The sequence below is a fragment of the Candidatus Pantoea rara genome, assembly GCF_051136265.1.
GTDB classification, from domain to species: domain Bacteria; phylum Pseudomonadota; class Gammaproteobacteria; order Enterobacterales; family Enterobacteriaceae; genus Pantoea; species Pantoea rara.
In genome coordinates this window covers 21,448-44,050 of the sequence record NZ_CP194943.1, presented here as the reverse complement: position 1 = coordinate 44,050, position 22,603 = coordinate 21,448, and the positions used below count along the sequence as shown (strand labels likewise).

The 22,603-nt window shown below is 50.8% G+C and carries 28 protein-coding genes; 13 read left to right on the top strand and 15 right to left on the bottom strand.

Translation table 11 applies throughout. The features are described 5' to 3' along the window. The first annotated feature begins 497 nt into the window (after positions 1 to 497). Positions 498 to 2,183, top strand: a complete 1,686-nt coding sequence (locus ACR8BF_RS18670) for a GmrSD restriction endonuclease domain-containing protein (RefSeq protein WP_434746095.1) — start codon at positions 498 to 500, stop codon at positions 2,181 to 2,183. Between the two features lie 273 nt (positions 2,184 to 2,456). Here the strand turns inward: ACR8BF_RS18670 and ACR8BF_RS18665 are convergent, their stop codons facing one another. Continuing rightward, positions 2,457 to 3,347 carry a hypothetical protein gene (locus tag ACR8BF_RS18665; RefSeq protein WP_434746094.1) on the bottom strand — a complete coding sequence of 297 codons (891 nt, stop codon included), beginning with the start codon at positions 3,345 to 3,347 and terminating at the stop codon, positions 2,457 to 2,459. A gap of 257 nt (positions 3,348 to 3,604) precedes the next feature. After that, positions 3,605 to 5,245 (bottom strand): methyl-accepting chemotaxis protein, encoded by a 1,641-nt coding sequence (locus tag ACR8BF_RS18660; RefSeq protein WP_434746093.1) that lies wholly within the window; start codon positions 5,243 to 5,245, stop codon positions 3,605 to 3,607. A 637-nt stretch (positions 5,246 to 5,882) separates the two neighbouring features. Between ACR8BF_RS18660 and ACR8BF_RS18655 the strand changes: the two genes are divergently transcribed. Then, positions 5,883 to 6,179 carry a chorismate mutase gene (locus tag ACR8BF_RS18655; protein WP_179898175.1) on the top strand — a complete coding sequence of 99 codons (297 nt, stop codon included), beginning with the start codon at positions 5,883 to 5,885 and terminating at the stop codon, positions 6,177 to 6,179. A 204-nt stretch (positions 6,180 to 6,383) separates the two neighbouring features. On the opposite strand, the gene ACR8BF_RS18650 is transcribed toward ACR8BF_RS18655, so the two are convergent. Genes ACR8BF_RS18650 through ACR8BF_RS18635 form a run of 4 tightly spaced genes read right to left on the bottom strand, consistent with a single transcriptional unit; the run spans position 6,384 to position 9,824 of the window. Continuing rightward, positions 6,384 to 7,235 carry a metal ABC transporter permease gene (locus ACR8BF_RS18650; protein ID WP_434746092.1) on the bottom strand — a complete coding sequence of 284 codons (852 nt, stop codon included), beginning with the start codon at positions 7,233 to 7,235 and terminating at the stop codon, positions 6,384 to 6,386. After that, positions 7,235 to 8,095, bottom strand: coding sequence for an iron/manganese ABC transporter permease subunit SitC (sitC, locus tag ACR8BF_RS18645; protein WP_434746091.1), 861 nt, complete (start codon positions 8,093 to 8,095; stop codon positions 7,235 to 7,237). Before sitC ends, ACR8BF_RS18650 begins: the two co-directional genes overlap by 1 nt. 2 nt (positions 8,096 to 8,097) lie before the next feature. Further along, positions 8,098 to 8,913, bottom strand: coding sequence for a manganese/iron ABC transporter ATP-binding protein (locus ACR8BF_RS18640; RefSeq protein ID WP_434746090.1), 816 nt, complete (start codon positions 8,911 to 8,913; stop codon positions 8,098 to 8,100). Next, positions 8,910 to 9,824, bottom strand: a complete 915-nt coding sequence (locus tag ACR8BF_RS18635; RefSeq protein ID WP_434746089.1) for a metal ABC transporter substrate-binding protein — start codon at positions 9,822 to 9,824, stop codon at positions 8,910 to 8,912. Before ACR8BF_RS18635 ends, ACR8BF_RS18640 begins: the two co-directional genes overlap by 4 nt. Positions 9,825 to 10,281: 457 nt before the next feature. Here ACR8BF_RS18635 and ACR8BF_RS18630 point away from each other — a divergent pair, with 457 nt between their 5' ends. The 4 genes from ACR8BF_RS18630 to ACR8BF_RS18615 all read left to right on the top strand — a co-directional run bounded on the left by ACR8BF_RS18630 (position 10,282) and on the right by ACR8BF_RS18615 (position 11,972). Beyond that, positions 10,282 to 10,575, top strand: a complete 294-nt coding sequence (locus ACR8BF_RS18630; protein ID WP_179898171.1) for a hypothetical protein — start codon at positions 10,282 to 10,284, stop codon at positions 10,573 to 10,575. Between the two features lie 270 nt (positions 10,576 to 10,845). After that, entirely contained in the window at positions 10,846 to 11,091 is a 246-nt protein-coding gene (gene ycgZ / locus ACR8BF_RS18625; protein ID WP_179898170.1) for a regulatory protein YcgZ, read from the top strand. Between the two features lie 171 nt (positions 11,092 to 11,262). Beyond that, positions 11,263 to 11,556, top strand: a complete 294-nt coding sequence (locus ACR8BF_RS18620; RefSeq protein ID WP_434746088.1) for a hypothetical protein — start codon at positions 11,263 to 11,265, stop codon at positions 11,554 to 11,556. A 161-nt stretch (positions 11,557 to 11,717) separates the two neighbouring features. Then, on the top strand, positions 11,718 to 11,972 hold the full coding sequence (locus ACR8BF_RS18615) for a biofilm/acid-resistance regulator YmgB/AriR (RefSeq protein ID WP_179898168.1): 255 nt from the start codon (positions 11,718 to 11,720) through the stop codon (positions 11,970 to 11,972). A 454-nt stretch (positions 11,973 to 12,426) separates the two neighbouring features. Here ACR8BF_RS18615 and ACR8BF_RS18610 read toward each other — a convergent pair whose 3' ends face one another. Next, a complete protein-coding gene (locus ACR8BF_RS18610) occupies positions 12,427 to 12,621 on the bottom strand; it encodes a hypothetical protein (RefSeq protein WP_010246886.1) in 195 nt (64 codons plus the stop codon). A 419-nt stretch (positions 12,622 to 13,040) separates the two neighbouring features. Between ACR8BF_RS18610 and ACR8BF_RS18605 the strand changes: the two genes are divergently transcribed. From ACR8BF_RS18605 to ACR8BF_RS18595, 3 genes are all read left to right on the top strand, one after another. Further along, a complete protein-coding gene (locus ACR8BF_RS18605; protein WP_434746087.1) occupies positions 13,041 to 14,057 on the top strand; it encodes a substrate-binding domain-containing protein in 1,017 nt (338 codons plus the stop codon). A 112-nt stretch (positions 14,058 to 14,169) separates the two neighbouring features. Then, positions 14,170 to 14,565: a (R)-mandelonitrile lyase gene (locus tag ACR8BF_RS18600; RefSeq protein WP_434746086.1), complete on the top strand. Its 396-nt coding sequence runs from the start codon at positions 14,170 to 14,172 to the stop codon at positions 14,563 to 14,565. Positions 14,566 to 14,778: 213 nt separating this feature from the next. Beyond that, the gene (locus tag ACR8BF_RS18595) at positions 14,779 to 15,135 is read left to right on the top strand and encodes a hypothetical protein (RefSeq protein ID WP_434746085.1); all 357 of its coding nucleotides are present in this window, start codon (positions 14,779 to 14,781) and stop codon (positions 15,133 to 15,135) included. A gap of 72 nt (positions 15,136 to 15,207) precedes the next feature. On the opposite strand, the gene ACR8BF_RS18590 is transcribed toward ACR8BF_RS18595, so the two are convergent. The 4 genes from ACR8BF_RS18590 to ACR8BF_RS18575 all read right to left on the bottom strand — a co-directional run bounded on the left by ACR8BF_RS18590 (position 15,208) and on the right by ACR8BF_RS18575 (position 18,432). Then, entirely contained in the window at positions 15,208 to 15,948 is a 741-nt protein-coding gene (locus tag ACR8BF_RS18590) for a YoaK family protein (protein WP_434746084.1), read from the bottom strand. A gap of 211 nt (positions 15,949 to 16,159) precedes the next feature. Further along, positions 16,160 to 16,489: a DHCW motif cupin fold protein gene (locus ACR8BF_RS18585; protein ID WP_434746083.1), complete on the bottom strand. Its 330-nt coding sequence runs from the start codon at positions 16,487 to 16,489 to the stop codon at positions 16,160 to 16,162. Positions 16,490 to 16,514: 25 nt separating this feature from the next. Next, on the bottom strand, positions 16,515 to 17,207 hold the full coding sequence (locus ACR8BF_RS18580; RefSeq protein WP_434746082.1) for an aspartate/glutamate racemase family protein: 693 nt from the start codon (positions 17,205 to 17,207) through the stop codon (positions 16,515 to 16,517). Positions 17,208 to 17,274: 67 nt separating this feature from the next. Beyond that, positions 17,275 to 18,432: an MFS transporter gene (locus tag ACR8BF_RS18575; RefSeq protein WP_434746219.1), complete on the bottom strand. Its 1,158-nt coding sequence runs from the start codon at positions 18,430 to 18,432 to the stop codon at positions 17,275 to 17,277. 137 nt (positions 18,433 to 18,569) lie between these two features. On the opposite strand from ACR8BF_RS18575, the gene ACR8BF_RS18570 reads away from it, so the two are divergent. Next, on the top strand, positions 18,570 to 19,067 hold the full coding sequence (locus tag ACR8BF_RS18570) for a MarR family winged helix-turn-helix transcriptional regulator (RefSeq protein ID WP_179898161.1): 498 nt from the start codon (positions 18,570 to 18,572) through the stop codon (positions 19,065 to 19,067). Between the two features lie 5 nt (positions 19,068 to 19,072). On the opposite strand, the gene ACR8BF_RS18565 is transcribed toward ACR8BF_RS18570, so the two are convergent. Then, positions 19,073 to 19,675 (bottom strand): XRE family transcriptional regulator, encoded by a 603-nt coding sequence (locus tag ACR8BF_RS18565; protein ID WP_434746081.1) that lies wholly within the window; start codon positions 19,673 to 19,675, stop codon positions 19,073 to 19,075. 43 nt (positions 19,676 to 19,718) lie between these two features. Between ACR8BF_RS18565 and ACR8BF_RS18560 the strand changes: the two genes are divergently transcribed. The 3 genes from ACR8BF_RS18560 to ACR8BF_RS18550 all read left to right on the top strand — a co-directional run bounded on the left by ACR8BF_RS18560 (position 19,719) and on the right by ACR8BF_RS18550 (position 21,277). Further along, entirely contained in the window at positions 19,719 to 20,414 is a 696-nt protein-coding gene (locus ACR8BF_RS18560) for a B3/B4 domain-containing protein (protein ID WP_434746080.1), read from the top strand. A 115-nt stretch (positions 20,415 to 20,529) separates the two neighbouring features. Continuing rightward, complete coding sequence (locus tag ACR8BF_RS18555; RefSeq protein ID WP_434746079.1) at positions 20,530 to 20,850, top strand: hypothetical protein; 321 nt, start codon at positions 20,530 to 20,532, stop codon at positions 20,848 to 20,850. A 49-nt stretch (positions 20,851 to 20,899) separates the two neighbouring features. Next, positions 20,900 to 21,277, top strand: coding sequence for a RidA family protein (locus ACR8BF_RS18550; protein ID WP_434746078.1), 378 nt, complete (start codon positions 20,900 to 20,902; stop codon positions 21,275 to 21,277). A 25-nt stretch (positions 21,278 to 21,302) separates the two neighbouring features. Here the strand turns inward: ACR8BF_RS18550 and ACR8BF_RS18545 are convergent, their stop codons facing one another. The 3 genes from ACR8BF_RS18545 to ACR8BF_RS18535 are packed head-to-tail and all read right to left on the bottom strand — an operon-like array spanning position 21,303 to position 22,521. Continuing rightward, positions 21,303 to 21,830: a DUF4865 family protein gene (locus ACR8BF_RS18545; protein ID WP_313698493.1), complete on the bottom strand. Its 528-nt coding sequence runs from the start codon at positions 21,828 to 21,830 to the stop codon at positions 21,303 to 21,305. After that, positions 21,827 to 22,216, bottom strand: a complete 390-nt coding sequence (locus ACR8BF_RS18540) for a tautomerase family protein (protein WP_313698491.1) — start codon at positions 22,214 to 22,216, stop codon at positions 21,827 to 21,829. Before ACR8BF_RS18540 ends, ACR8BF_RS18545 begins: the two co-directional genes overlap by 4 nt. After that, positions 22,216 to 22,521 carry a carboxymuconolactone decarboxylase family protein gene (locus tag ACR8BF_RS18535; RefSeq protein WP_313698489.1) on the bottom strand — a complete coding sequence of 102 codons (306 nt, stop codon included), beginning with the start codon at positions 22,519 to 22,521 and terminating at the stop codon, positions 22,216 to 22,218. The genes ACR8BF_RS18540 and ACR8BF_RS18535 overlap by 1 nt, the downstream gene beginning before the upstream one ends. Positions 22,522 to 22,603 lie beyond the last annotated feature (82 nt).

Sequence of the window (22,603 nt, the reverse complement as noted above, 5' to 3'; positions counted from 1 at the left end):
ATCGGCACGGCAGAGAAAAAACATGAGCGCCACATAAAACAGAGCGATTCCTTTCCTTATCTCCTGCGTCCGTTTACCGGATAAAGGCATCAGGAGAGGAGAGGTCAATGAACATGCGGAGCAGCGGTCGTAATGGACTATGGGGTTGTCCTGAACGTTACAGGCGAAACAATGTTGATGGGAGAGTACAAAAAACAGTGCGCAGAGGAAGTTGTGATGGTTTCGTGCTCTGAGAAGGTCAGCGCCTGTGAGGAAGCGGATGCGCGCATAAGGTCCGCTATGAGCGAAAAGCGGACATTAGGTTGAAATGAAATCAAATCCGTATGCCGGAATCTCTCTTAAAGCTAATGGTTTGTTTAAGAGGGATCTTACTAAATATTTAGTATGATCCCACTTAACCTAAATTTAATTATCTCACTGCCGATAATCCTACTTAATGTGCTTAAGCATGCCAATTTCAGGTATGCACCAATGATCTAATGACAAGGAAGAATACGATGCCAAATAAATCAATAAAGGCGATAGTTCAGGAAATCAACAACGATGAAGCTGATGGTGGCGGGCTTTGGCTTCCAAATATTCAGAGACAGTTTGTATGGAATACAGATCAAATTTACCGCCTTTTTGACTCAGTGATGCGCCAATACCCTCTGTCTTCAATGCTTTTCTGGAAAACCCGCGAAGCGATAAAACACCGTAAATTTATACAGAACTTCAATGGTGGTAAGGTTGATTTAAAGGATCATTATCATCATGGTAAAACGAAGGCAAAATGGCTCGTGCTCGATGGCCAGCAGCGTTTGCAGAGCTTCTATCTGGCATTGAAAGGGAGTATCGACGGTCAGATATTACATTTCGATTTACTGAGTGGTGAGCCAACGAGCAAAGAAGAACTACGTTATCGCTTTGAGTTTAAGGAGATGTCTAGTACCGGTTGGCCGTGGATGGCAATGTCCGACATTATCTACACCAAGAAATTGCCTGAGCAGATCCTCAGCCAGCGCCTCAAGGAAGAAGGACTGGAGCTGGGTGGTGGAGAACGTGAGCTGGCAACAATTAACCTTAGCAGAGCGCGTATGGAGTTCAGCAATGATAGCGCTTTGCTTTATCATGTGATTGACAGCAGTGACGATGAAGGCGACCTTACGTTTGACGATGTGGTTGAAGTTTTTATTCGCGCTAACTCAGGCGGTACGCGTTTAAGTAAGTCAGACCTGATGTTTACACTGCTTTCCACAGAATGGTCTGAAGCGGATGTGATCTTTGAGGATTTTCTCGAGCAAATTAACGATAACAATCGCTTCAACTTCTCTCGTGATTTTCTCATCAAGCTGAGTACTACTATTCTGGGTTACGGCGCTAAGTACGATGTGGATAAATTACGTGACGATGAAGTCCGCAGAAAAATCAGTGAGAACTGGCCAGAAATAGCCAAAGCGCTGCTCTTTGTAAAAGGTGAGATCGTCAGCAAAACCTATATCCGTACCGGAAAAGCCCTTACATCCTATAATGCGCTTATCCCGTTGGTATATCTGCAGTATCATTTCCCTAAGAAACTCGAGAAATCACAAGCCTTAAAAAAGTATCTGACACCTGCGCTTCTCAATGCCGTATTTTCCGGTCAGCCTGATGGCATCATTGATAAACTGGTAAAGTTGATTGATGAGCAACAAGATTTTGACGTTAAAAAAATTCGTGCTGCGATTGTGTCGTCCAACCGGAGCTTGCATTTAACTGAGGAACTTCTCTTCGACTGGTGCGGCTATGGTAGCGGACATATCCATCTTCTGTTCAACATGTGGTATGGAGGAGAGTATAAATCCTCAGGATTCCAGCACGAACCACAAATTGACCATATCTTCGCACGTAGCATTCTGAAAGCTCAGAAGGAACTTAACGAAGAAACCGGTCGCCAAAACCGAACCTACGAGAACTGGGAAATTGACCAGTTAGCAAACTGTATGCTTTTGCCTGCGCATCAGAATGGCTCAGGTGATAAAGGTGCACAACCGCTGGATCAATGGCTGAGAAATCAATCAGCTGATTTTTTAGAGTTACATTGCATTCCCTCTTCACCGAAAACACTCTGGAAAATTGAAAATTACAGACGCTTTATCGAAAAGCGCAAGCAACTGATCCAAGAACGTATAGCTGAAATTGGCCTGCTGGAAGCTGAGGAGTAAATACCCTGAAATATACGGGCATGAATGTACTGGAATTAAATAGCCCAAATTTGCTGGGTGCTACTATGGAAGGTAATATCCCAGCATTTCCCTATGCGTCGGTGCCATCTTTTGACCAGATATCTGTTAATTACTCATTGTGACGTACTCAATGTACGCTTTTGGCACGAAGCGGGCGCTTGTTGCAGGTCCGCTATGAATGAGGAGCAGAAGTTTAAAAAATCCTCACCGATGATGAAAGCTAAATTATTGATAAGTAGAAGTACTTTTGCATTATACCGGTACAAGAACGTTATTCACATACTTATAGCCTGTAATTTCTTGCTCAACTCCTTCATTGATATGTTTAGTAGAAGACTCATAACCATTATACCACTGACGTATATAATCATAGTAATCGTCAATATATAATTGATTGAGCTCAAAATATTCGGGTCCCTGAATTCTTCCTATAGCGTTTGCGTAAACATCTGATGTAATAGCTTTTGCCCTTAGCATATGATGTAAAATATTGTGGCAAGTCACCCAGGAGGGCCTACCAGAATTATCACTAAGCATTGTAACAACCCGGAGGTATTTACCAGATATAACCTTGTCAACAATTTCTTCTTTGAAACGATCTTTAATGCTTTTTACTTGTATTTTTGCAGATACCTGTTGATTATAAATTAAAGCGGGCTCCATTATGTCGAGTAATGGATTTTTTCTTAGAAAAATAATGTCAGCATTGCTTTGAGGTTCATAATAACCTAAGTGATTGATCTTCGTTGATAAAAGCCCAGTACCCACGGCTTTATATTCTTCAAAAGCCTTAGTAGACCAGCCTTCTGATCTTTCCGTCGCCCACTGATACGCTCTTAAACGTGGAGTCCTTTTTAAATTGAACTCATCAACCAAATACGCTTCAAAAACAAAACCAGCAAAGGATGAAAGGCTTTGTTTGGATATAAATTTGTAACCATTATTAGTAAGCTGTAAATGGCCCGTCTCAAGACCATCGGAAACTATTCTATTTTTATATTGCTCATGTAAAATTCTCTTTTTTAATTCATCTGGAATGTTCGGTGAATGATGGTTTATAAATTCACTAGGAAAATAAGATACAATAGAAATCATATCGGTTTTGTTAAGTTCTTCGATTGTTATTGAAATATTGTTGCTCACTGACACCCTCACTTCACAGATTATTGATGACCTAAAATTTAAGATTAGTAGAGTAGCGACATATTAAATTTAATATTAATACAAAAGGTTAAAAAAAACACTTACTTTAAGGTCATAATATATAGTTTATGAGAAAATACCCTTCTGAAGTAAATTTCTCGTAAGAAATTAACTTCTGCTCTTGGCACAAAGCGGACATTCTTAGGAGTCAATACGGAAAAGGAGAGAGGCTGCGCCCTGCAGGACGCAGCCAGATATCAGAAGGTCGTCCAGTTTCCGTCTGTATCAGCAGGCGCTTCTTTCTTCACTTTGGCTGGTGAAGATACTACTGCATGCCGGGTGGCTGCAGGATGTGAGACTGCAGCAAGCGTGAACACTGACACCGATTGCAGCAGCAGTGATGCCTGTTCGCGCAGGCTCTGTGAGGCTGACGACGATTCTTCGACCAGCGACGCGTTCTGCTGTGTCACACCATCCATCTCCGTTACGGCAATGCCAACCTGCTCGATACCGCGAGCCTGTTCGGCACTTGCAGCGGTAATTTCCTCAACGGTGTCACTTAACTGACCGACTGATGACACTATATCCGCCATCGTAGTCACAGACCGGCTCGCCAGGGTGCTGCCTGCACTTACGCTTGCCGAGTTTGCCTCAATCAGCTGACGGATCTCACCGGCCGCCGTAGCGCTGCGGCTGGCCAGCGTGCGCACCTCACCGGCGACGACGGCAAAGCCACGTCCCTGTTCGCCTGCACGCGCCGCCTCTACCGCCGCATTAAGGGCCAGTATGTTGGTCTGGAAAGCAATGCTGTCAATCACTGATGTGATATCGGCAATCCGGCCTGAGCTTTCGCCGATAGATTTCATGGTTCCGGAAATGTCGGAAGTCACCTCGCTGCCCTGACGGGCGACCTCCCTCACGTTAACGGCAAGCTGTGCCGCCTGACGGGCATTGTCGGCATTATTTTTGACTGTGACGCTGAGCTCGCTCATGGTAGCAGCGGTCTGCTCCAGTGCACTGGCCTGCTCCTCGGTGCGCTGAGACAGGTCTGTGTTCCCCTGCGCAATCTGCAGGCTGGCTGCGGCAACGCTTTCGGCGTTCCGGCGGACTGTGCTGACCGTTTGCGCCAGCGATTCCTGCATCTCAGCAACTGCGGTGAGCAGCATGCCGGTTTCATCCCGTCCGCTGACAGGGACGGCCTGACTCAGGTCTCCGCGGGCGATGCGTTGTGCGGCGGCAAGCGTGATGCTCAGTGGATGGGTAATACTGCGGGTTATGAGCCAGGCAGCGGCCGCTGCAAGCAGAACGGCGACAGCACTCAGTGAGGTCAGCAGAATGGTGGCCTCATTTCGCTCATTTTCGGCAGCACTACGCGCAGTTTGCATCTGTTGTTCCTGAAAAGACACCAGGTCTGCAATAGCTTTCAGATAGTCAACCTGGGTCTGGTAGCGCGGACCAAGAAGAAGTTGCGTGGCCTCGTCCCGCTTACCTTCCATTCCCAGCGCGATAACGTCATCAGAAAAAGCAAGATACTGACTGCCGGTGCTCCTGATTTGCGCAATGAGTTCCCGGCTTTTGGGTGCCTTCAGCAGAACGTCAACCTGATCAACCGTAGCGGTAATTTTATCATGTACCCTGTCATAATCTTCTTTAAAGATGGCTTTCCGGTCAGGTGCATCCGCCAGTACAACGTTACGGACCAGCCGGCTAAGGTCAGTTGAATAGTAACGCAGATTGGTTGCAGCCGAGGCCTTCTGATAGCGGCTGCCTGCAAGCGTATCCGCCGTCTCTCCCAGAGACTGAATGCGGGTAAATCCGGTAAACGCAACGATCACCAGAAGAAGAAGGATGAAGACAAACGCAGCGCCAAGCCGCGTGCCGATTCTGATGTTGTTCATAAGGTTCCTGGCTGAAATAACGTTTATTTAATAAAGCGTTACATGTGGATTAACGCTTATCTTGTCTTTTATTTTTTTGTAGGGCCATTCAGAGGCAGTTGTGGGCTATTGCTGTATGCGGCTTGCGCAAAAAGTCGGACTGCAGGGAATGCATATCGATGCATTTACCTGTTCATACTGTGATGATTTTTTGAAGATTAAAACCGGTGTTTCTCCGGCAGGTCTGGTGACAGAAATAAAAAATCCCGGCACAGGGGAAGCAAAGCCGGGAACCACTTCTAAAAGGACAAACGCTGTCAGTGACAGAGGCAATCATACCGACAGGTATAGCTTTTATCGGTTCGCTTATCAGAAACTTTATTTCTAGTGAAAATTACGCCTGAGTGAGCGTATGCCTCCCCATTGGTAAAGGATGAGTGCTTCTGCCGGTTTCGTGATATGTAACTCTATTGATGTTCGCTTTGAGCGAGGAGCAGTCATTCGTTCTATCTCTTTTATCGCACTCTCAATAACCACATATTCTTGATTGAATTCTTTCGTTTATCGTTCTTTCAGACAGACTTTAGAAATTTAAAACTGTTTTGAATCGAAGATTTATGTAACCTATCACACTCATGTACTAGTCAGGTGGATTGCAATGAATTTTTCGTCAATTGAGGATGTTAGGAACCGTATCGATCAGATTGACAGTGAACTGGTTAAAATGATCGCGCAACGCAGCCAGTGTGTTAAAGCTGCAGCAGCTTTCAAAAGTGACCATTCAGCCGTGCGTGCTCCAGACCGCGTCCAGCAGGTAATCGATAAGGTAAGTAAACAGGCGACTGAAGCAGGACTTCCCACAGTGATTATCGAAAAGGTCTACCGGGCTATGATCGGTGCGTTTATCGATTATGAACTCGATCAACACAACCAACTGCGACAAGAAAACCGCTGAAATTGTGCGTCAAGTTATAATAAAAGAGCTAATGAATGTCCGCTTCTGGCACAAAGTGGACATCAGCACTGCATCCAGCGTTAAGCGAATTTCACTTTTAAAATCAATGAAATGCACGAAAACAAAGAGCATAGGTAAGCCCACCTGCCCTGTGGTCTGCGATTTCATCGACTCCAGCTCACCGCTTTCATATTGGTCATCACCTCACCCAGACCTGCCGCTTTCGCGAAGTTTAAGACGCTCCAGCCGACGGGTTTTCCGTCCCGAAATTACCATTGCAACAACAAATACCATTGCAAAAAGTACAACGATGGTCGGCGCAGGCGCGCTGTCGATAAAGAACGAGAGATAAACTCCACTTAACGACACCAGCACCGATACCAGGACCGCCACCAGCAGCGCATGTGAAAAACGTCGGGTAAGCAGCACCGCGATAGCGCCAGGCGCAATTAGCAGAGAAATTGACAGGATAATCCCCACCGCTTTCAGGGTCGCGACAATCGTCAGCGAAACCATGCAGAGCAGACCGTAATGCAGCAAACGTGCGGGTAAGCCAGAGACCTGCGCCTGCTGCGGATCAAAACTGAACAACATAAAATCGCGCCACTTCACCGCAATCACTAACACAATTAACGCTGCGATTAAGGATGTCTGAATAATGTCCGCGCCGGTAATGCCCAGCATGTCGCCAAACAGAATGTGATCGAGGTGCACTTCAGGTTTCACGGCGATATAGAGGATCAGCCCCACCGCGAACATGCCGGAGAATACGATGCCCAGTACGGTGTCCTGTTTAATACGGCTGTTGTCCTGCAAAAAGCCACTGGCAACTGCGCAGAAGAGTCCCGCAACAAACGCACCCACCGCAAGCGGCAGTCCCACCATCCAGGCGAGCACAATGCCAGGGAATACCGCATGGCTCATGGCATCGCCCATCAGCGCCCAGCCTTTCAGCACCAGAAATACCGACAGCAGCGCACAGGGGATCGCCACTACCAGCGCGATCAGTAACGCGCTGTTCATAAACGCAAACTGGAAAGGTTCAAGGATCCACATCAGCCAGGCTCCTTTTCGGGTTGCTGACGGCCACGACGCCGGTTAGCAAGCAGGCCATGTTTCGGCGCAAAAACAAACGCCAGCAGGAACAGCAACGTCTGCGCCACCACGATGATTCCGCCCGTTGCGCCATCCAGGTAATAACTTACCCACGCACCGAGAAAACTGGTGATGCTGCCAATGGCGACAGCAATCATGAGCAGACGTGGAAAGCGGTCGGTGAGCAGCCAGGCCGTCGCGCCGGGCGTCACCACCAGACAGATCACCAGAAACGCGCCGACGGTTTGCAGCGCCGCCACGGTTGAGACCGCCAGCAGAGTAAAGAACAGAATTTTCAGGCGTTCAGGCCGCAGACCGATGGCGCGTGCATGATTTTCATCAAAAAAGGTGACCATCAGATCTTTCCACTTAAACAGCAGAATGATGATCGACAGCCCGCCAATCAGAGCCAGCTGGAGAATATCGGCGGGTGCGATCGCCAGAATATTGCCGAGCACGATGGTCTGAATGTTCACTGCAGTCGGATTGAGCGACACCATAAACAGACCGAGACCAAAGAAAGAGGAGAAGATCAGGCCGATAATCGCATCTTCTTTTAAGCGCGTGCGCTGATTCAGCAATAGCATACTGCCCGCCGCCAGCCCACCCGAGAGAAACGCCCCCAGCGCAAATGGCAGACCCAGCATGTAAGCGCCCGCTACGCCCGGTACGATAGAGTGTGAAAGCGCATCACCAATCAGCGACCAGCCTTTGAGCATCAGATAACAGGAGAGAAACGCGCAGAGTCCTCCCACCATGGCGGAGACCCACATCGCGTTGAGCATATAGTGATAACCAAAGGGTTCCAGTAGCAGTTCCATGATCAGTTCCCGTCTTCAGGTGCGGTGCGTGGGGCAATAAAAGGCCGCTCATCGTCGGTGATAATTTGATCGTCCAGCCCTTTCACCATCACATGCCGCAATACACCGCTGAACGCACGCTCAAGATTGGCGGCGGTAAAAGTGGTCCGGGTCGGACCGCTTGCCAGAACGGTGCCTTTTACCATCACCGTGTAATCGCAGAACGCTGTGACCGATCCCAGATTATGGGTAGAGACCAGCATAGTTTTGCCTTCGTCGCGCAACTCATCCAGGAGGCTGATGATTCTGGCCTCGGTCTGCACATCTACGCCGGTAAATGGCTCATCAAGCAGGATAATGCTGCCCTGCTGAGCAATGGCGCGCGCCAGAAATACCCTTTTCTTCTGCCCGCCAGAGAGTTCACCGATCTGGCGATGCCGATAATCCAGCATATCGACCCGCGCCAGCGCCTCACTGACAATCTGCTGGTCGTGCGGTTTAGGTCGGCGCAGCAAGCCCATGTGACCGTAGCGGCCCATCATCACCACATCCTCCACCAGCACCGGAAACGACCAGTCGACCTCTTCCGACTGCGGGACATAAGCTACAAGGCTTTTCCGCAGCGCCTGCCGTGTCGGCATGCCCAACACAGAGATGCTGCCGCTGGCGAGCCGGACAAATCCCATTAGCGCTTTGAATAACGTGGACTTGCCAGATCCATTAACGCCCACCAGTGCTGCAATGGATCCGCCTGGCACGCTAAAACTGGCGTCATGCAGCGCAGTGTGACCGTTGCGATAGGTCACGGTGACATCGGAAACCACGATGGTATCTGTCATTGCGCTTTCTCTCCCGCTTTAATGCCCTGCACCAGCGTCTCTGTGGTAACTCTGAGCAAATCAAGATAGGTCGGCACAGGTCCCTGCGCATTGCTTAAGGAGTCGACGTAAAGTACACCACCGTAATGCGCCCCAGTTTCCCGTGCAACCTGACGGGCTGGCTTGTCCGATACTGTACTTTCACTGAACACTGCCGGGATAGCCTGTTTCTTCACCTGGTCGATGACTTTTCTCACCTGCTGCGGTGTGCCCTGCTGGTCAGCATTGATCGGCCACAGGTAGAGCTCTTTCATGCCCAGGTCACGAGCCAGATAAGAGAAGGCCCCTTCGCTGGTCACCATCCAGCGTTTATTTTCCGGAATGCCGGCAATCTGCTGACGTAACGGATCCAATGCAGCGGTAATTTTTTGCTTATAAACGGCGGCGTTCTGACGATAGGTATCCGCATGAACCGGGTCATATTTCACCAGCGCATCGCGAATGTTATCGACATAGATCAGCGCATTGTCAGGAGACATCCAGGCGTGCGGGTTCGGTTTTCCATTATAAGGCCCCTCTCCTATGCCCATGGGTTTGATCCCTGCGGAGACCAGGACTTCCGGCACCCCGTCCAGATGCTGATAAAAACGCTGAAACCAGCGTTCGAGATTCAGCCCGTTTGCCATGATTAATTGCGCGCCCTGCGCCCGTTTGATATCGCCGGGTGTCGGTTGATATTCGTGTATTTCAGCACCGGGTTTGGTAATGGATATGACCTCTGCTGCATCGCCCGCTACGTTCTTTGCCATGTCAGCAATCACGGTAAAGGTCGTCACTATCTTAAATTTTTCTGCTGCATAGCTGCTGGCTGTCATCAGGGTTGTCAGTAGCGCACTCAGTAAGAGAGTGGTGATTTTAGTTATCGGGACCATCGGGCGATCTCCAGGGGTGATTAAAAAGAGAACATAAATAGCATATGCTAATTTTTATAGCACAGGCTATAAACTTGCGATAGCGCAGGCTTGTGAAGTTTCTTCAGCAAGGAAGTTCGGGTGTGAAGTTTCGTAAATACGGATTCTTAGCTATTGATGTGTAATGATTTAAATTTAACAGCGGAGCGCTTGTTGAAAAGGTGCCACAGGGTGAAGAGCGGATTTTCCCAGCCCTCTTATCCCGGTTGGGTGAGCTGGAGGGCAGAAACAGGATTAAAAAACAGACCCGCCACAATTTTCCATTTACGGCGTGGAATTTGTCACCAGACTCCACATGCGTCAGTCGCACAGAAGTTCGACAATTAAAATAATCTTATTGATAGGCTGAATTGATTAAGCATTGTGAATTTTTTTGCTACAGTTAATGTTACTTACCGCAATCACCCAGGAGGATATTTTGTATTTTTCCAGCGACGAAAAAGCGAATGTCATCATTGGCGAAGCCGCAATGAACCTGTTTAATGCTGGTCAGGAAGTTAATGTTGAACTGCTGATTAAAGAGCTACAGGTTATGGCTGAGTCTGAAGTAAATGAGCATCGCCTTGAGCAGATGCAGCATGCGCGTCAATGGCTGATGGGATTCAAAACGATCAGTTCGCGTACAACCGCCCCGGCAAACTGGCTTTCCAGTACTCTGGGCAAAGAGCCTGCCGCTCCCGTCTCTGCTGATGATATTTTTTTCAAACACTGACGCAGTAGATAACCCCCTGCTGGCCTTAATATTCAGGCTAGAGTGCTGGCGGGGTGTTAACGGTACAAGAATATGGTACAATTTTTTCCTCGCTCCAAAATCCTCGTAACATCCTGTTTTACAAGCTATAGCATTTTTTGCACAAAAATAATTCTTCCAAAAATCCAAAATCTTGTACAACTTTTTGGAAAGATGTATAACTTGCGCGCTTAGTGATGTATAACTTGCGCAGCCAGAGTGCATACATTTAAACCACCTGAGGACAACAACATGCGTCAGAACGGACAAACCCCGGAACCTATCAGCGATATTGCCCGTTACTTCAATCAGGCCAACTCACCTTCGCAACAGGAGACGCTGGGTTCGGTTGTGGTCGAAATTCTGCGCGCAGGTCATAGCCTTAGTCGTAAAACGATTTGCAGTAAACTCCTGAGTCGTCTCGAACTTGCCGCTACACCTGAAGAAGAGAGCCATCTGCAGGAATTAATCGCGATGCTCTTTCGCCGCGAGGATTGATTCTACTTACAGTCGCAGGTGTTAATCAGTACGCTGTTTCAGCCTTTATCCAGGAAGATTTACCGTAGTAAAAAGCCCAGTACTGCTTCCCGTATAAGGTGTGCTAAGTCGCACCCGCTCAGGTATACGGATCCGCAGCATGGCCATTGATTCGCAATCAGAGAAGCCAGTATGTACAGAAGTGAAGATGAGAAACTGACAGATGTCATGATCGGTGAAGCCGTTCTGACATTGCTCAAGTCAGACAAACCCGTTTCCAGTAATGCCTTAATCGCACAGCTCGAACAGATGGCCGCTGATGCTGATGACAACGCGAAAGTGTCTGTTATTCGCAAAGCCATCACTGAAGTCCGAAATGGCATGGTAGCCGCACGCAAACGCGTGCAGGCTGACGGTACTGAACGTGATAAAAACACTCATCGTATGAACAGTGATGGTCCGCCTGACGGTTCGAAAAAACACTGATTAAGCGCAATGCGTGCCTGATATACGCGGCTACCTTTAAGCGAAGCGGCAGATCCACATAGAATTATTTAAAACGGCCTGGGCAAAACGAAAACAGCATCAACGCTCGTTTTGACTTCAACCATTGCATCTGACTCATTTTCCTCAGAGAAAGAAAAATCATGCAACATTCTTCATCAGATATTTCAATCATTGACTATTTTCGCAGTGCAGGCGATCAGCTTGCGCCGGAAACCGAACTGCTGGGTGCAGTGATTCGTGACATTGTTGCTGATCAGGGGCGTGTAACCAATAAATCCATCATCCTGTATCTGATCGCGGAACTGGAATGCACCTCAGATGTGGTCAGGCTGGATGTGTTGCGCAAAACGCTGGAAATCGTGGTTGGCCGTACGCCAGACGATACCGGCATCTGACATCTCATCCTGCGTTATTGCGCTTAACGCAGGATACTCTGCCCGCCTCGCCCCTTTTTAAACTGCCGTGACTTTAGCGATAAACTCTGCAGGCCACCTAAAAAATCGGATTAGAAAATTCTCCTGCCCCTACAGGAGCTGGAAGATATTTTATTCTGGCGATAATGCTTTTATACAAACCTTTCAGGTGATAATCATTCAGGCTTAATAATTGTGACTGTTGAAATCGGGCATTTCTTAATCTGAAAGCCGCGACTGACAATCAACAATACGCAGAAGGTTCTGACTGAATTTTTATTCAGATTTTAAACTGACGTGCTGAATAAAAAAGAAACAACAGACTGACAGAAAAGCCCTTTTCAAGCTGCCACCCTTATTCAATCCTTCTGTTCCTGCCGATATAAAAAGGTTGCCTGGCAGACTGTGCGTGTACTCAACAGTCGTCCTGTCAACCTTAATGCATCTTGCGGGTAAAAAAGCTTATCGCTTCCTGACACAGTGCTTTCAGCCTGCTATCACGGGTTTCTTCGCTCAGGCGAAACAAGGCGTCCGTAATATCGTGAAAATGAACCGGCTCTCCCGCCTTGATCAAATCACTGACTACCGCACCAACCAGCGCGCGGATTTCATTATCGTTGTCGTACTTCACACGACCTCCCGACGGTGTATGCATATACAGTCTATCATCAGCAGGAGGTAAAAAACAAAAAAGCCGTCATGACAGAAATATAAGCGAAGCGGCAAAGAGATTATTAATTATACAGACCCGGAATATTATCTGGCTTTATTTTTTCCTGACATTGCCCTGAACCTGTAAATGGCTAAAACGAGGTTATAACCGCTGCAATCTATTTCATGCCTAATCTGACGGTAATCTGATTTCAATATCCTGAAGCAGAAACCTGGCTAAATGTATTTATTACAGTCTTTCGAATACCGTTTATCCTGATTACCTGCACGCAGGCTTCCCGGTCTGACAGGTTCTGACCTGTCGTTGTCAAATGATCATCAGACAATAGCCAGCACTATGATAAAACTATCTTCATTCACTGGTATCACGAGTAGCACATGGCTAAATTCACCCTGAAACAGATCGCAGCCCAGTCTGGGCTCAGCCTGGCGACCATTGACCGCGCCCTGCATCAGCGCGGCAACGTGCCTGCCCGGACACAGCATCGAATCCAGCAGGCGATAGCGGATCTGGAACTGATGCAAAAAGCAGGGCTCGCGAGAGGAAGAACGATCTATTTCGACGTGATCATGCATACACCTGACCGCTTTCAGCCACTGATACGTGAGGCGCTCAGCAGTCAGATCGCCAGCTTCACCGCCTTTAAACTTCAGCTGCGTTTCCATTTCGGGGCGAATCTTACGGCGGAATCAATTAAGGCGCTGTTGAACAAAAAAGCGTGTCACAGTCACGGCGTCATTCTTAAGGCGGCCTGTTCCGAAGAGCTGAACCTCACCCTTGAATCGCTGCTGAAACACCGTGTTCCGGTGGTGACCATGATGAGCGATTTGCCTGGCAGCGCGCGACTGCGCTATATCGGCATGGATAATTTTGATGCCGGTAAAGTGGCGGCGTTTCTGATGTCAAAATGGCTGCGGATTAGCCCATCTCATATTGTGGCGGTAACCGGCTGCCGGGATTTTATAGGCGAACAGGAGAGGATCCAGGGGTTTCAGCGAGCGATGCAACAGTTTGCGCCCCAGCATAAGGTAAGCGTTGTCGCAGGCGGGTATGGCATTGATGACAGGATGCATCATTCGGTGATGCAGTTTTTGCAGAATCATCCGGACGCAGACGCGATTTACACTGTCGGGGGCGGCAATCCCGGAATACTGCGTGCGTTTGCAGAACAAAAGCGCCAGGTGAATGCCTGTATCGGTCACGATCTCGATCAGGAGAATTGTGCCCTGCTTCAGGCCGGTAAAATTGATGCGCTGATTGAGCATAATATACAGCTTGATGCGCTGTATGCCTTCAGAACGCTACTGGAGTTTCATGGATTTCTGCCAGCGTCAGCACCGCCTGCGCCTTACTCTAAAATCAATATCATTACCCGATATAACATGACGGCCTGAAACGCGTTCTTATTAATAAACCCTGCTTATAGCCCTATACGCACCGCGCTGGCTAATCACCCGCCGATCCACAGGTTACACTTTAACTCACCCTTAACAGCAGGAGTCAGTTATGAAAATTATCGCCAGCGGATCCCAACCTTCACGCAAAGGGCCCACCGAATATTTTACCGGCACAGTCCGGATTGATGCGCCATTTCAGGCATCCGAACCTGCCCGCGTGGGCGGTGCGACGGTGACCTTTGAACCGGGCGCACGCACCGCATGGCATACTCATCCCCTGGGGCAAACCCTGATTGTCACGCAGCGACAGGGCTGGATTCAGTGTGAAGGTGAAGCCATTCAGGTGATGAATACCGGGGATATCGTCTGGATCCCGGAAAATGTGAAGCACTGGCATGGCGCAACGCCGGATAACGCCATGACACACATTGCTATCGCTGAGTCACTGAATGGCTCGCCGGTTGACTGGCTGGAGCACGTCAGCGATCAGCAATATCAGCGCTAAAGGGCAGCGGGCATTTTGCCCGCCCCCCTCTTTCAGTAAAACATTAAGTGCGCGCTCATTGCTCAGCCTGAGTGCCTGACGTAAGCGACCAGGGCGCGTAAATATCCCCAGACAAAATTTAACCCTTTTATTGCCGTTCAGTTTAAACAAATTTGTTAGCATTAAAGCTAAATGCTTCGGTTTACTGCATCCGAATTTCGACAGGAAAAATCGGTGACTTATAAATCTTTTATCTTAGTTTTAATGGCATTAACGCTTTTATCCGGATTTCTGGTCGTGCCAGGGCTGAGCAGACTTAAACACAATTCTGAAATTGACTATCTGACCGATCATCCTGATACGGCCTTTAAAATTTTTAGCCAGTGTAAAACTGAAGTGTCCGACGTGAACCGTTGTTATAACGCTTACAGCACAGCTGTCAATCTTGCGAACACAACGGATTGCTCATCAGCAGGCATTGATCAACAGTTCCGATTCAAAACGCTGATTGAGAGTAGCTCAGCCCGTACAGTGGCTGATGAGATAAAAATAGTTTGCCCGAATGCACGTATCAACATTCCGCTAACATGATGCTCATCATGTCGTCATAGCACACGATAACGGCTCAGCCCCAGGGAGAAAGCCGCCCCGGGACTGGCTTGATCAGTAGAGACTTCTTCGGGTGCGTTGCACGGTGACGGCGATGGCCGTCAGCGCCACCAGCATAAGAAACACACCCAGGCCAACCATCGCGTTGAAGCCATAGGCTTTAAACAGCAGCAGACCGGCTATACAGCCGCTCAGGAAGGAGAATACTGTCGTCAGATGGGTGTGCAGCACTTTCTGGAAAAAACGGCGATCGTCGGTTTCCATATGCACTGCGTGCGACGTGTGGGCAAAGATCCAGGAACCCAGCGCAATGCCAGCATCGGTCAGCGTACCGGTAATGTGTGTGGATCTGACGCGGCCATTGGAGAGCTGCGTTGAGGTCGCATTGTGAATCCCCATTAAAAAGCCCAGCATCACCAGCACTTCCCCATTAAAGCTTGGCCGATAGAACACGATCTCAAAGATCGATGCCGCCGTGAGCGCCGCCCCTTCCGCCATAATGATCAGACAGAAAATGGTGCGCAACTTATGTCTGATCCCGACAACCACAGCCAGCCGCGCAACGGTACAGCCCAGCACAAAGGCAATAATCAGTGCCATTAAAAACAACATGGTGTGAAGGTCGCTGGTGGTCACTTCCTGGGAGATCTGCGAGGTGTTACCCGTCATATGCGACGGGAAAAACCCAAACGCGCCCAGCGCCATAGCATTCAGGATGCCGGCGGTAGTGGCCAGCACCAGCGCCAGCAGTCGGTCTTCGGTATGCGAACGAACTTTCTTCTTTTTTATCAGCACAGGCTTCCCCACATCAGGTGAATACAAAACGGTCTTATAAGGCTTCAAGCATACAACCTGATGAGAATTATTCCTGTCAGAACCAGATAACTCTGATGAAATAAGCCATTAATTTTGCTGATTTTTATAAAGCAGATTCAGTTTACTTTTAAAAGTGTCAACGACGCGATGATTCACCAGCAGATGACCACAAAAGAGGCGGATAGCAAACTCAGTCAACGATAAAGAGCTGCGCGCCGGTGGGGGTAAACGAACGATGCGGTTCAGCATCGTCCGCCACCTGATAACTGACGCCCGGTGTCAGTACGAAACGGCGTCCATCGGCCAGTTCAGTGTGAAGCTCGCCCGCCATGCAGAGCAAAATATGGCCCTTTATGCACCAGTGATCGGCCACATAGCCGGGCGAATAGTCGACCATGCGAACCCGGATATCGTTAAATTCTACGGTTCGCCACGTCGCCTTTCCCTGGTCGCCTGGATGAACGGTCTCTTCAACCTGATCCCATTGCGTCAGGCCAAACGGCAGATTGTCTATTTTCATGCGATTCCCTTATTGAGGATAAACATTAAGACAGAGCCTGGAGCACCGCCTCTTCCGCGTGGATTTGCGTGGTATCAAACAGCGGCACGCTGGCATCCGTAGCATCCACCAGCAGTGTAATTTCAGTGCAGCCCAGAATAATGGCCTCGGCGCCCTGCGCCACCAGCTTCTGCATGATCTCCCTGTAACGACGTCGCGAGGCAGGATTGATTTCGCCCAGGCAAAGTTCCTGGTAAATCACCTCATGCACCAACAGACGGTCCGCTTCATCTGGCGTGATGACCTCAAGGCCAAAGTGCTGCTGAAGTCGCCCGCGATAAAAATCCTGTTCCATGGTGAATCGCGTTGCCAGTAACCCGATTTTACAGACGCCAGCCCGCTGAATGCGGCGTCCGGTGGCGTCGGCGATATGCAGGAGCGGGATGTCTGTAGCGGCGCTGATTTGCGCGGCCACTTTATGCATGGTGTTGGTACAGAGCACAATAAACTGCGCGCCAGCCCGCTCCAGATTACATGCCGCTTCAGCCAGGATCTCGCCCGCCTGCTGCCACTCGCCCGCTGCCTGAAGGTGTTCGATGCGCTGAAAATCGACGCTGTAGAGCACCAGCTCCGCCGAGTGCAGTCCACCCAGTTGCTGTTTAACCTGCTGATTGAGAATGCGGTAATAGAGCGCGGTAGACTCCCACGACATGCCGCCTAACAGACCAATGACTTTCACACTGCGCTCCGGGTTCAGGGGGTTCACTTCAGCATGCCAGATCGGCCATGTTCAGCAACGGCTTTATTCAGGCTGCCCTGATTTCAGGTCTGAAGCGCCAGGCCATCACCATCAGCAGCACTACGCCAGCGCTCATAATCAGCCAGGCCTGGTTCAGTGACGCACCGCTGTCACGCACCCAGCCCGCCACCAGCGGCATCAGCGCCGCAATCAGGTATCCCCCACCCTGCACCCTGGACAGCAAAATCACCGCTTCTCTTGCGCTTCGCGCATGGTCCAGCGTCACAATCAGCGACAGCGGAAAGAGTGCGCCGATGCCTGTACCCAGCAACAGCGCAGAGAAAACCGGCATCGTGTCCGGATAAAATACCAGACTCAGCAGCCCCGCCAGCAACAGGGCCAGCACGCCAAGCAGCAGTGGGCGACGATCGGGAAAACGATGTAATGTCGCCGAGACGATGAATCCTGCTACCACTTCGGTTAAGGTCAGCGCCGCGAGCAGATAGCCGCTGTGGCGCGCACTCCAGCCCAGCTGAATATAGAATGGCGGCAGCCAGGCCAGCACCAGCGTGTAGGCCCCGGTGCCAATGCCGAAAAACAGTGTAAGCAGCACAGTCCGCGGCACAGTCAGTGTTGTCGCATCCGGGGCCACATTAATCGGCGATGTCCGTCTGACCGAGGTCAGCCAGATCAGCAACGTCAACAGCGCTAACCCGCCGGAGATCGTCAGTGTGGTTTGAAGGCCCAGCCATGAGAATAGCGGTTCGGCACTGGCAGCGGTCAGTGCCGCGCCCGCCATAATGCCGGTGCTGAACAGTGCCATCAGCGTCGCCGCGGCTTCAGCAAAGCGTTGCCGGATCAGGGCGGGCATCAGCGCCTGTATCACGCCAATCCCTACGCCTCCCGCCAGCGCAGTTAGCATCAGCTGAGCGGAGGTCAGGTTAACACCGCGCCACAGGCAGGCAGCCGCCAGACAGAGCAACCCGACGGCGATGCCTGTTACCGGCCCGATACGGGCGATGAGCCACGGGCCGGAGAGTGCCGCCAGGCCCATCATCGCTACCGGCAGCGTAGTCAGCAGGCTGAACGCGGTGGCTGACAGCCCGGCGTGCTGTTGCAACACCGGAAACAACGGGCCGATAATAGCCAGCATCGGACGCAGGTTCAGCCCGATCAGGAAAGCGATTGCGGCAAACAAAGTGGGGAATAACAGTTTATTTTTCATCATCGATGCCCTGACAGAGGATTGACGATGACAGCAGCGAGCTGCCACCATTTATCTTAACGTTAAGATAAATTTCGCCCACTGTTAAGAGGGTGAGCACAACCCAACAAAATAACCCCAGCATCTACAGGTGATTTATGCATGACCATATTGATTTTGTTGTCAGTCAGTGGGACAACGCGATGCCCAATCTTGATGCCTCTTCCATGCGAATCTTCGGCAGAGTGCTGCGTCTGATGAAACATCTGGCGAAAGCGCGCAGTCAGGCACTGGCGTCGTTTGGCTTTCAGGAGGGGGAATTTGATGTGCTGGCGACGCTGCGACGGGCGGGCTCACCCTATCGCCTGTCGCCCACTCAGCTCTACCAGGCGCTACTGGTGACCTCTGGCGCGATGACTAATCGCCTGAACCGGCTTGAGCAGCAGCAACTGATTGAACGTGTTGCCGCACCGGATGACAAGCGCAGTATGCTGGTAGGGCTGACGCCTCACGGGCAGCAACAGATTGAGGACGCACTCCGTGTTCATACCGCAACGCAGGAGGCGGTGCTGGCGCCGCTGGCCGCGTCAGAACGCGCCGAGCTGGAGAGGCTGCTGAAAACACTGCTGCTGGCGTTTCCCGGCGAAGCAGGATAGCACCGTCAGCGCTGGAGTTCGGCCACCGTCATGGTGAAGATAACTGGCTGATCATCAGCACTGGCATAGGCATGCGGTATATCGGTACGCGCAACAGCAGCACAGCCCTGCTGCACCACCAGGGACTGCTCACCCACTGTTAGTGCCAGCGTGCCCTGCTCAACGTGCAGCAGTTCGAGCGTGCCCGAAGAATGGCCGGTTGAACTGAACACTTCGCCCGCAAACATCTGCCAGCGCCATAGCTCGATCATATCCGGCCCGCGTGTACCGGCCAGCATCTTCGCACTACCGCCCTGCTCGCCCTGCCACAATACCGGCATATCGCTGGTCTCTATCAGCCAGGCGTCAGGCGCATGCGAAACGTTGACGATATCCGCGACCGAGACGCCCAGCGCGGAGGCCACTTTACAGAGGATGGCAATGCTGGGATTGGCCACGCCCTTTTCAATTTCGACCAGCATCCCTTTGCTGACGCCTGCGCGGCGGGATAATTCGTCCAGCGAGAGCTTCTGGCTTTTACGCCAGTTTTTTATGCTGTCTGAAACAGCCTGATTAACACTGGCAACATCGGCGCCTGCATCGGTCGTTATATTGACTTTTTTGGTCATCGGTCATTACTATGAAATAAATTAGTCACTGAGAGAGTATCTGATGTTAACTGTTCATCCGTCAATCGATCCCGCCGTTTTCGCGCTCGCCCCAGGCTTTCGTGCCATGAGTATTGTAGTGGAGGCTGCACCGCTCACCCGACCGGAGGTCGCCAGCGAAGCACTGAAAAGCGCCTGCCAGCAGGTGTTAAATGATGATGTGGTCTGGGCAGACGCGCATCTTGTCGCGTGGGCTGAGGTATTCAAAGCCTTTGGTGCCAAAGCAAAACGAACGCCCTGTTCTGCTGAAGCATTACGCAAGCGCGTGCTGCGGGATGGCGCATTGCCTGCTATCGATCCGGTTGTCGATCTCTATAACGCCATCAGCATTCGTTACGCCCTGCCGGTCGGCGGTGAAAATATCGCTGCTTATGCTGGCGCGCCGCGTCTGGTGATTGCTGACGGCAGTGAACGTTTCGATACCGTCAAAGAGGGCGAGGTGGTTTACGAGTCACCGGAACCGGGTGAAGTGATCTGGCGTGACGATGAGGGCGTAACCTGCCGCCGCTGGAACTGGCGTCAGGGTGTACGAACCCGACTGGATGCCAGCGCACGTCAGATGTGGTTCATTCTGGAAAGCCTGCCCGCGATGCCGCTCTCCGCACTGCAGCAGGCCAGCGACGATCTGGTCACAGGCTTGCAGCAGATGATGCCAGGTGTGCAGGTCAATGCGACGCTGATTGAAGCGCCAGTAAGTTGAACATTGCCTTAACACCGGTTAAACAGGGTTAACGATGACCTGAATGTGTGGCAGGATACGCGCCCTGCGTCTGGCCATATCCGGCTGACTTAACGCCACACTACCGGTGACTCCAATGGCTAAAGTAAAATACATCTTTCCCCTGTTGCTGATCCTTGCTCTGGCTGCCTGGTGGTTTATCCCTCACGACAGTGAAGAAGATAAGGCGTATTACGTTGCGGTTTTCTGCGCGATAGATCACGACAGTGCGCAACCGCTCGACCGGCAGATGCAAAACGTTATTGAAGGCGGCAACTCTGACTATGCACTGCAAAAAATTGCTTATAAACCCTCGCTGAGCCGCAGTGTCATTAGCCGCTGGCAGCAACTGACGACTGATGAGCAACAACGCGCCGCGCAGGATAATGTTATCTGCCAGCAACTGCTGAGGCGCTGAAAGATGGCGGGGAGTATTATCTGATCATTCAAAGAGTGAAGGAGAAAGTATGACCCTGCCAGAACGTAAGAATTATCCACAACTGGGCGAAGTCAAAGCGCCGTATGTTCACGCCGTTAAACATGGCGCAACGCTTTATGTCTCCGGGCTGACCGCCTTCGGGACTGCGGCTCAGCAGGGCGATATTGCTGAACAGGCAGTGGCTATTTTTGAACAACTTAAAGCTGTTGCTGCTGCTGAGCATACGTCCCTCGCCGCGCTGCTGAAAGTCACAATATTTATCACCTCTTTTACGGAGATCGCCGCGCTGCGGGAAGTGCTTTATCGCCATTATGGTGAGCATCTGCCTGCCAGCTCGCTGGTTCAGGTCAGCGGCCTGTTCTCCACAGATCTGCGCATCGAGATTGAAGCCATTTTTGCCCTTTAAGGCGCAAACCGCGATCTCTCAGCAGCTACAGCTGTAAATCTGCAGCCGCTGCACCCCGCGCCAGATAACCGATGCGATAAACTTCCTGCTCGCCGGAAGGTCGATGCTGAGACGCGTCAATGTTTATTCCCTGCCAGCGGGTCACATCCCAGGCGCGTAAACCTGCGGTTTCCGGCAGTGCCGTCAGATCGGAATGCGCTGGAATTGTCCAGCGCTTCAGCGTCATAAAGCGGGCTTCAGCCAGATTAGCGATGTGGGTTTGCCCCTCCAGCGTCAGCCAGCTTTCGATGCCCGGCCAGCCAAAATCCCTGACCAGTGTCGCGAAGCCAGGACTTTGCAGGAAACGCTGCATGCCACTCGCCTCCCGCCAGAAATAGACCGGCGCATAACGGTTTTCATTCAGTCCGCCATCGTCAAGGCAGGCACAGAGATACGCTTTGGCCACCAGACCCGGAAAGCCATCCAGCCGGGCACCGTTTAGCCTGATGCGCTGTTCAATGATGCCCATATCGTAGTCAGCAGGCAGAGTAAAACGATAGTGCATGATAATCATAACGCCTCCCGTGCCAGCATCTGGCCGCCGCTAAAGCTCCACTCTTCGGTGCTGTTGAACTGAATAATGATCATCACGTCGTCAGGATCGATTGCCATCTCAGCCTGAAGTGCCACACAGAGTGCATGATAAAACCGCTGCTTCTGTTGCCGGGATCGCGGTCGGCCTGCCGTCACCTGAAACAGCACGAAATTATCGCTGCGCCCACCGCTGAGATAGTGGCGGTCAAATACCCGCTGAGAAGCAGGAAGCATTTCAATCACCTGAAAACAATCGTGCTCAGGTACGTCAAATTCTTCCACCAGCGCCTGCTGAAGCAGCATGGAGATCTGATGCAGGGCCGCCTCGTTGTAGCGCTGACGCAACGTTATTCGGGTGAAGGGCATCAGTGGTTATCCTCCAGAAAGCCCAGCGCGGTGACAGCGGCCGGCCAGCCTGCGTAAAACGCCAGATGGGTGAAGCTTTCCACCCGCTCATCCTGCGTCAGCCCATTCTTACGGGCAAAATCAATGTGCCACGACAGCTGCTGGACGCGCCCCAAAGCGGTTAAGGTTGCCAGCGTTAGCAGGCTGCGTTCGCGCGGTGACAGCCCGTCGCGCTGCCAGATATCGCCAAACAGCACCTGCTGAGTGAGTTCGGCCAGTTTTGGCGCGCGCTGCGCCAGTGTTTCCCGATCCAGTGAATTTTTCATTGCACACTCCTGAGTAGTCAGTGAGAGTGTCACTCAGGCCTTTAGTCCTGAAAATCAAATTAATCAGCATGAACCATCCATC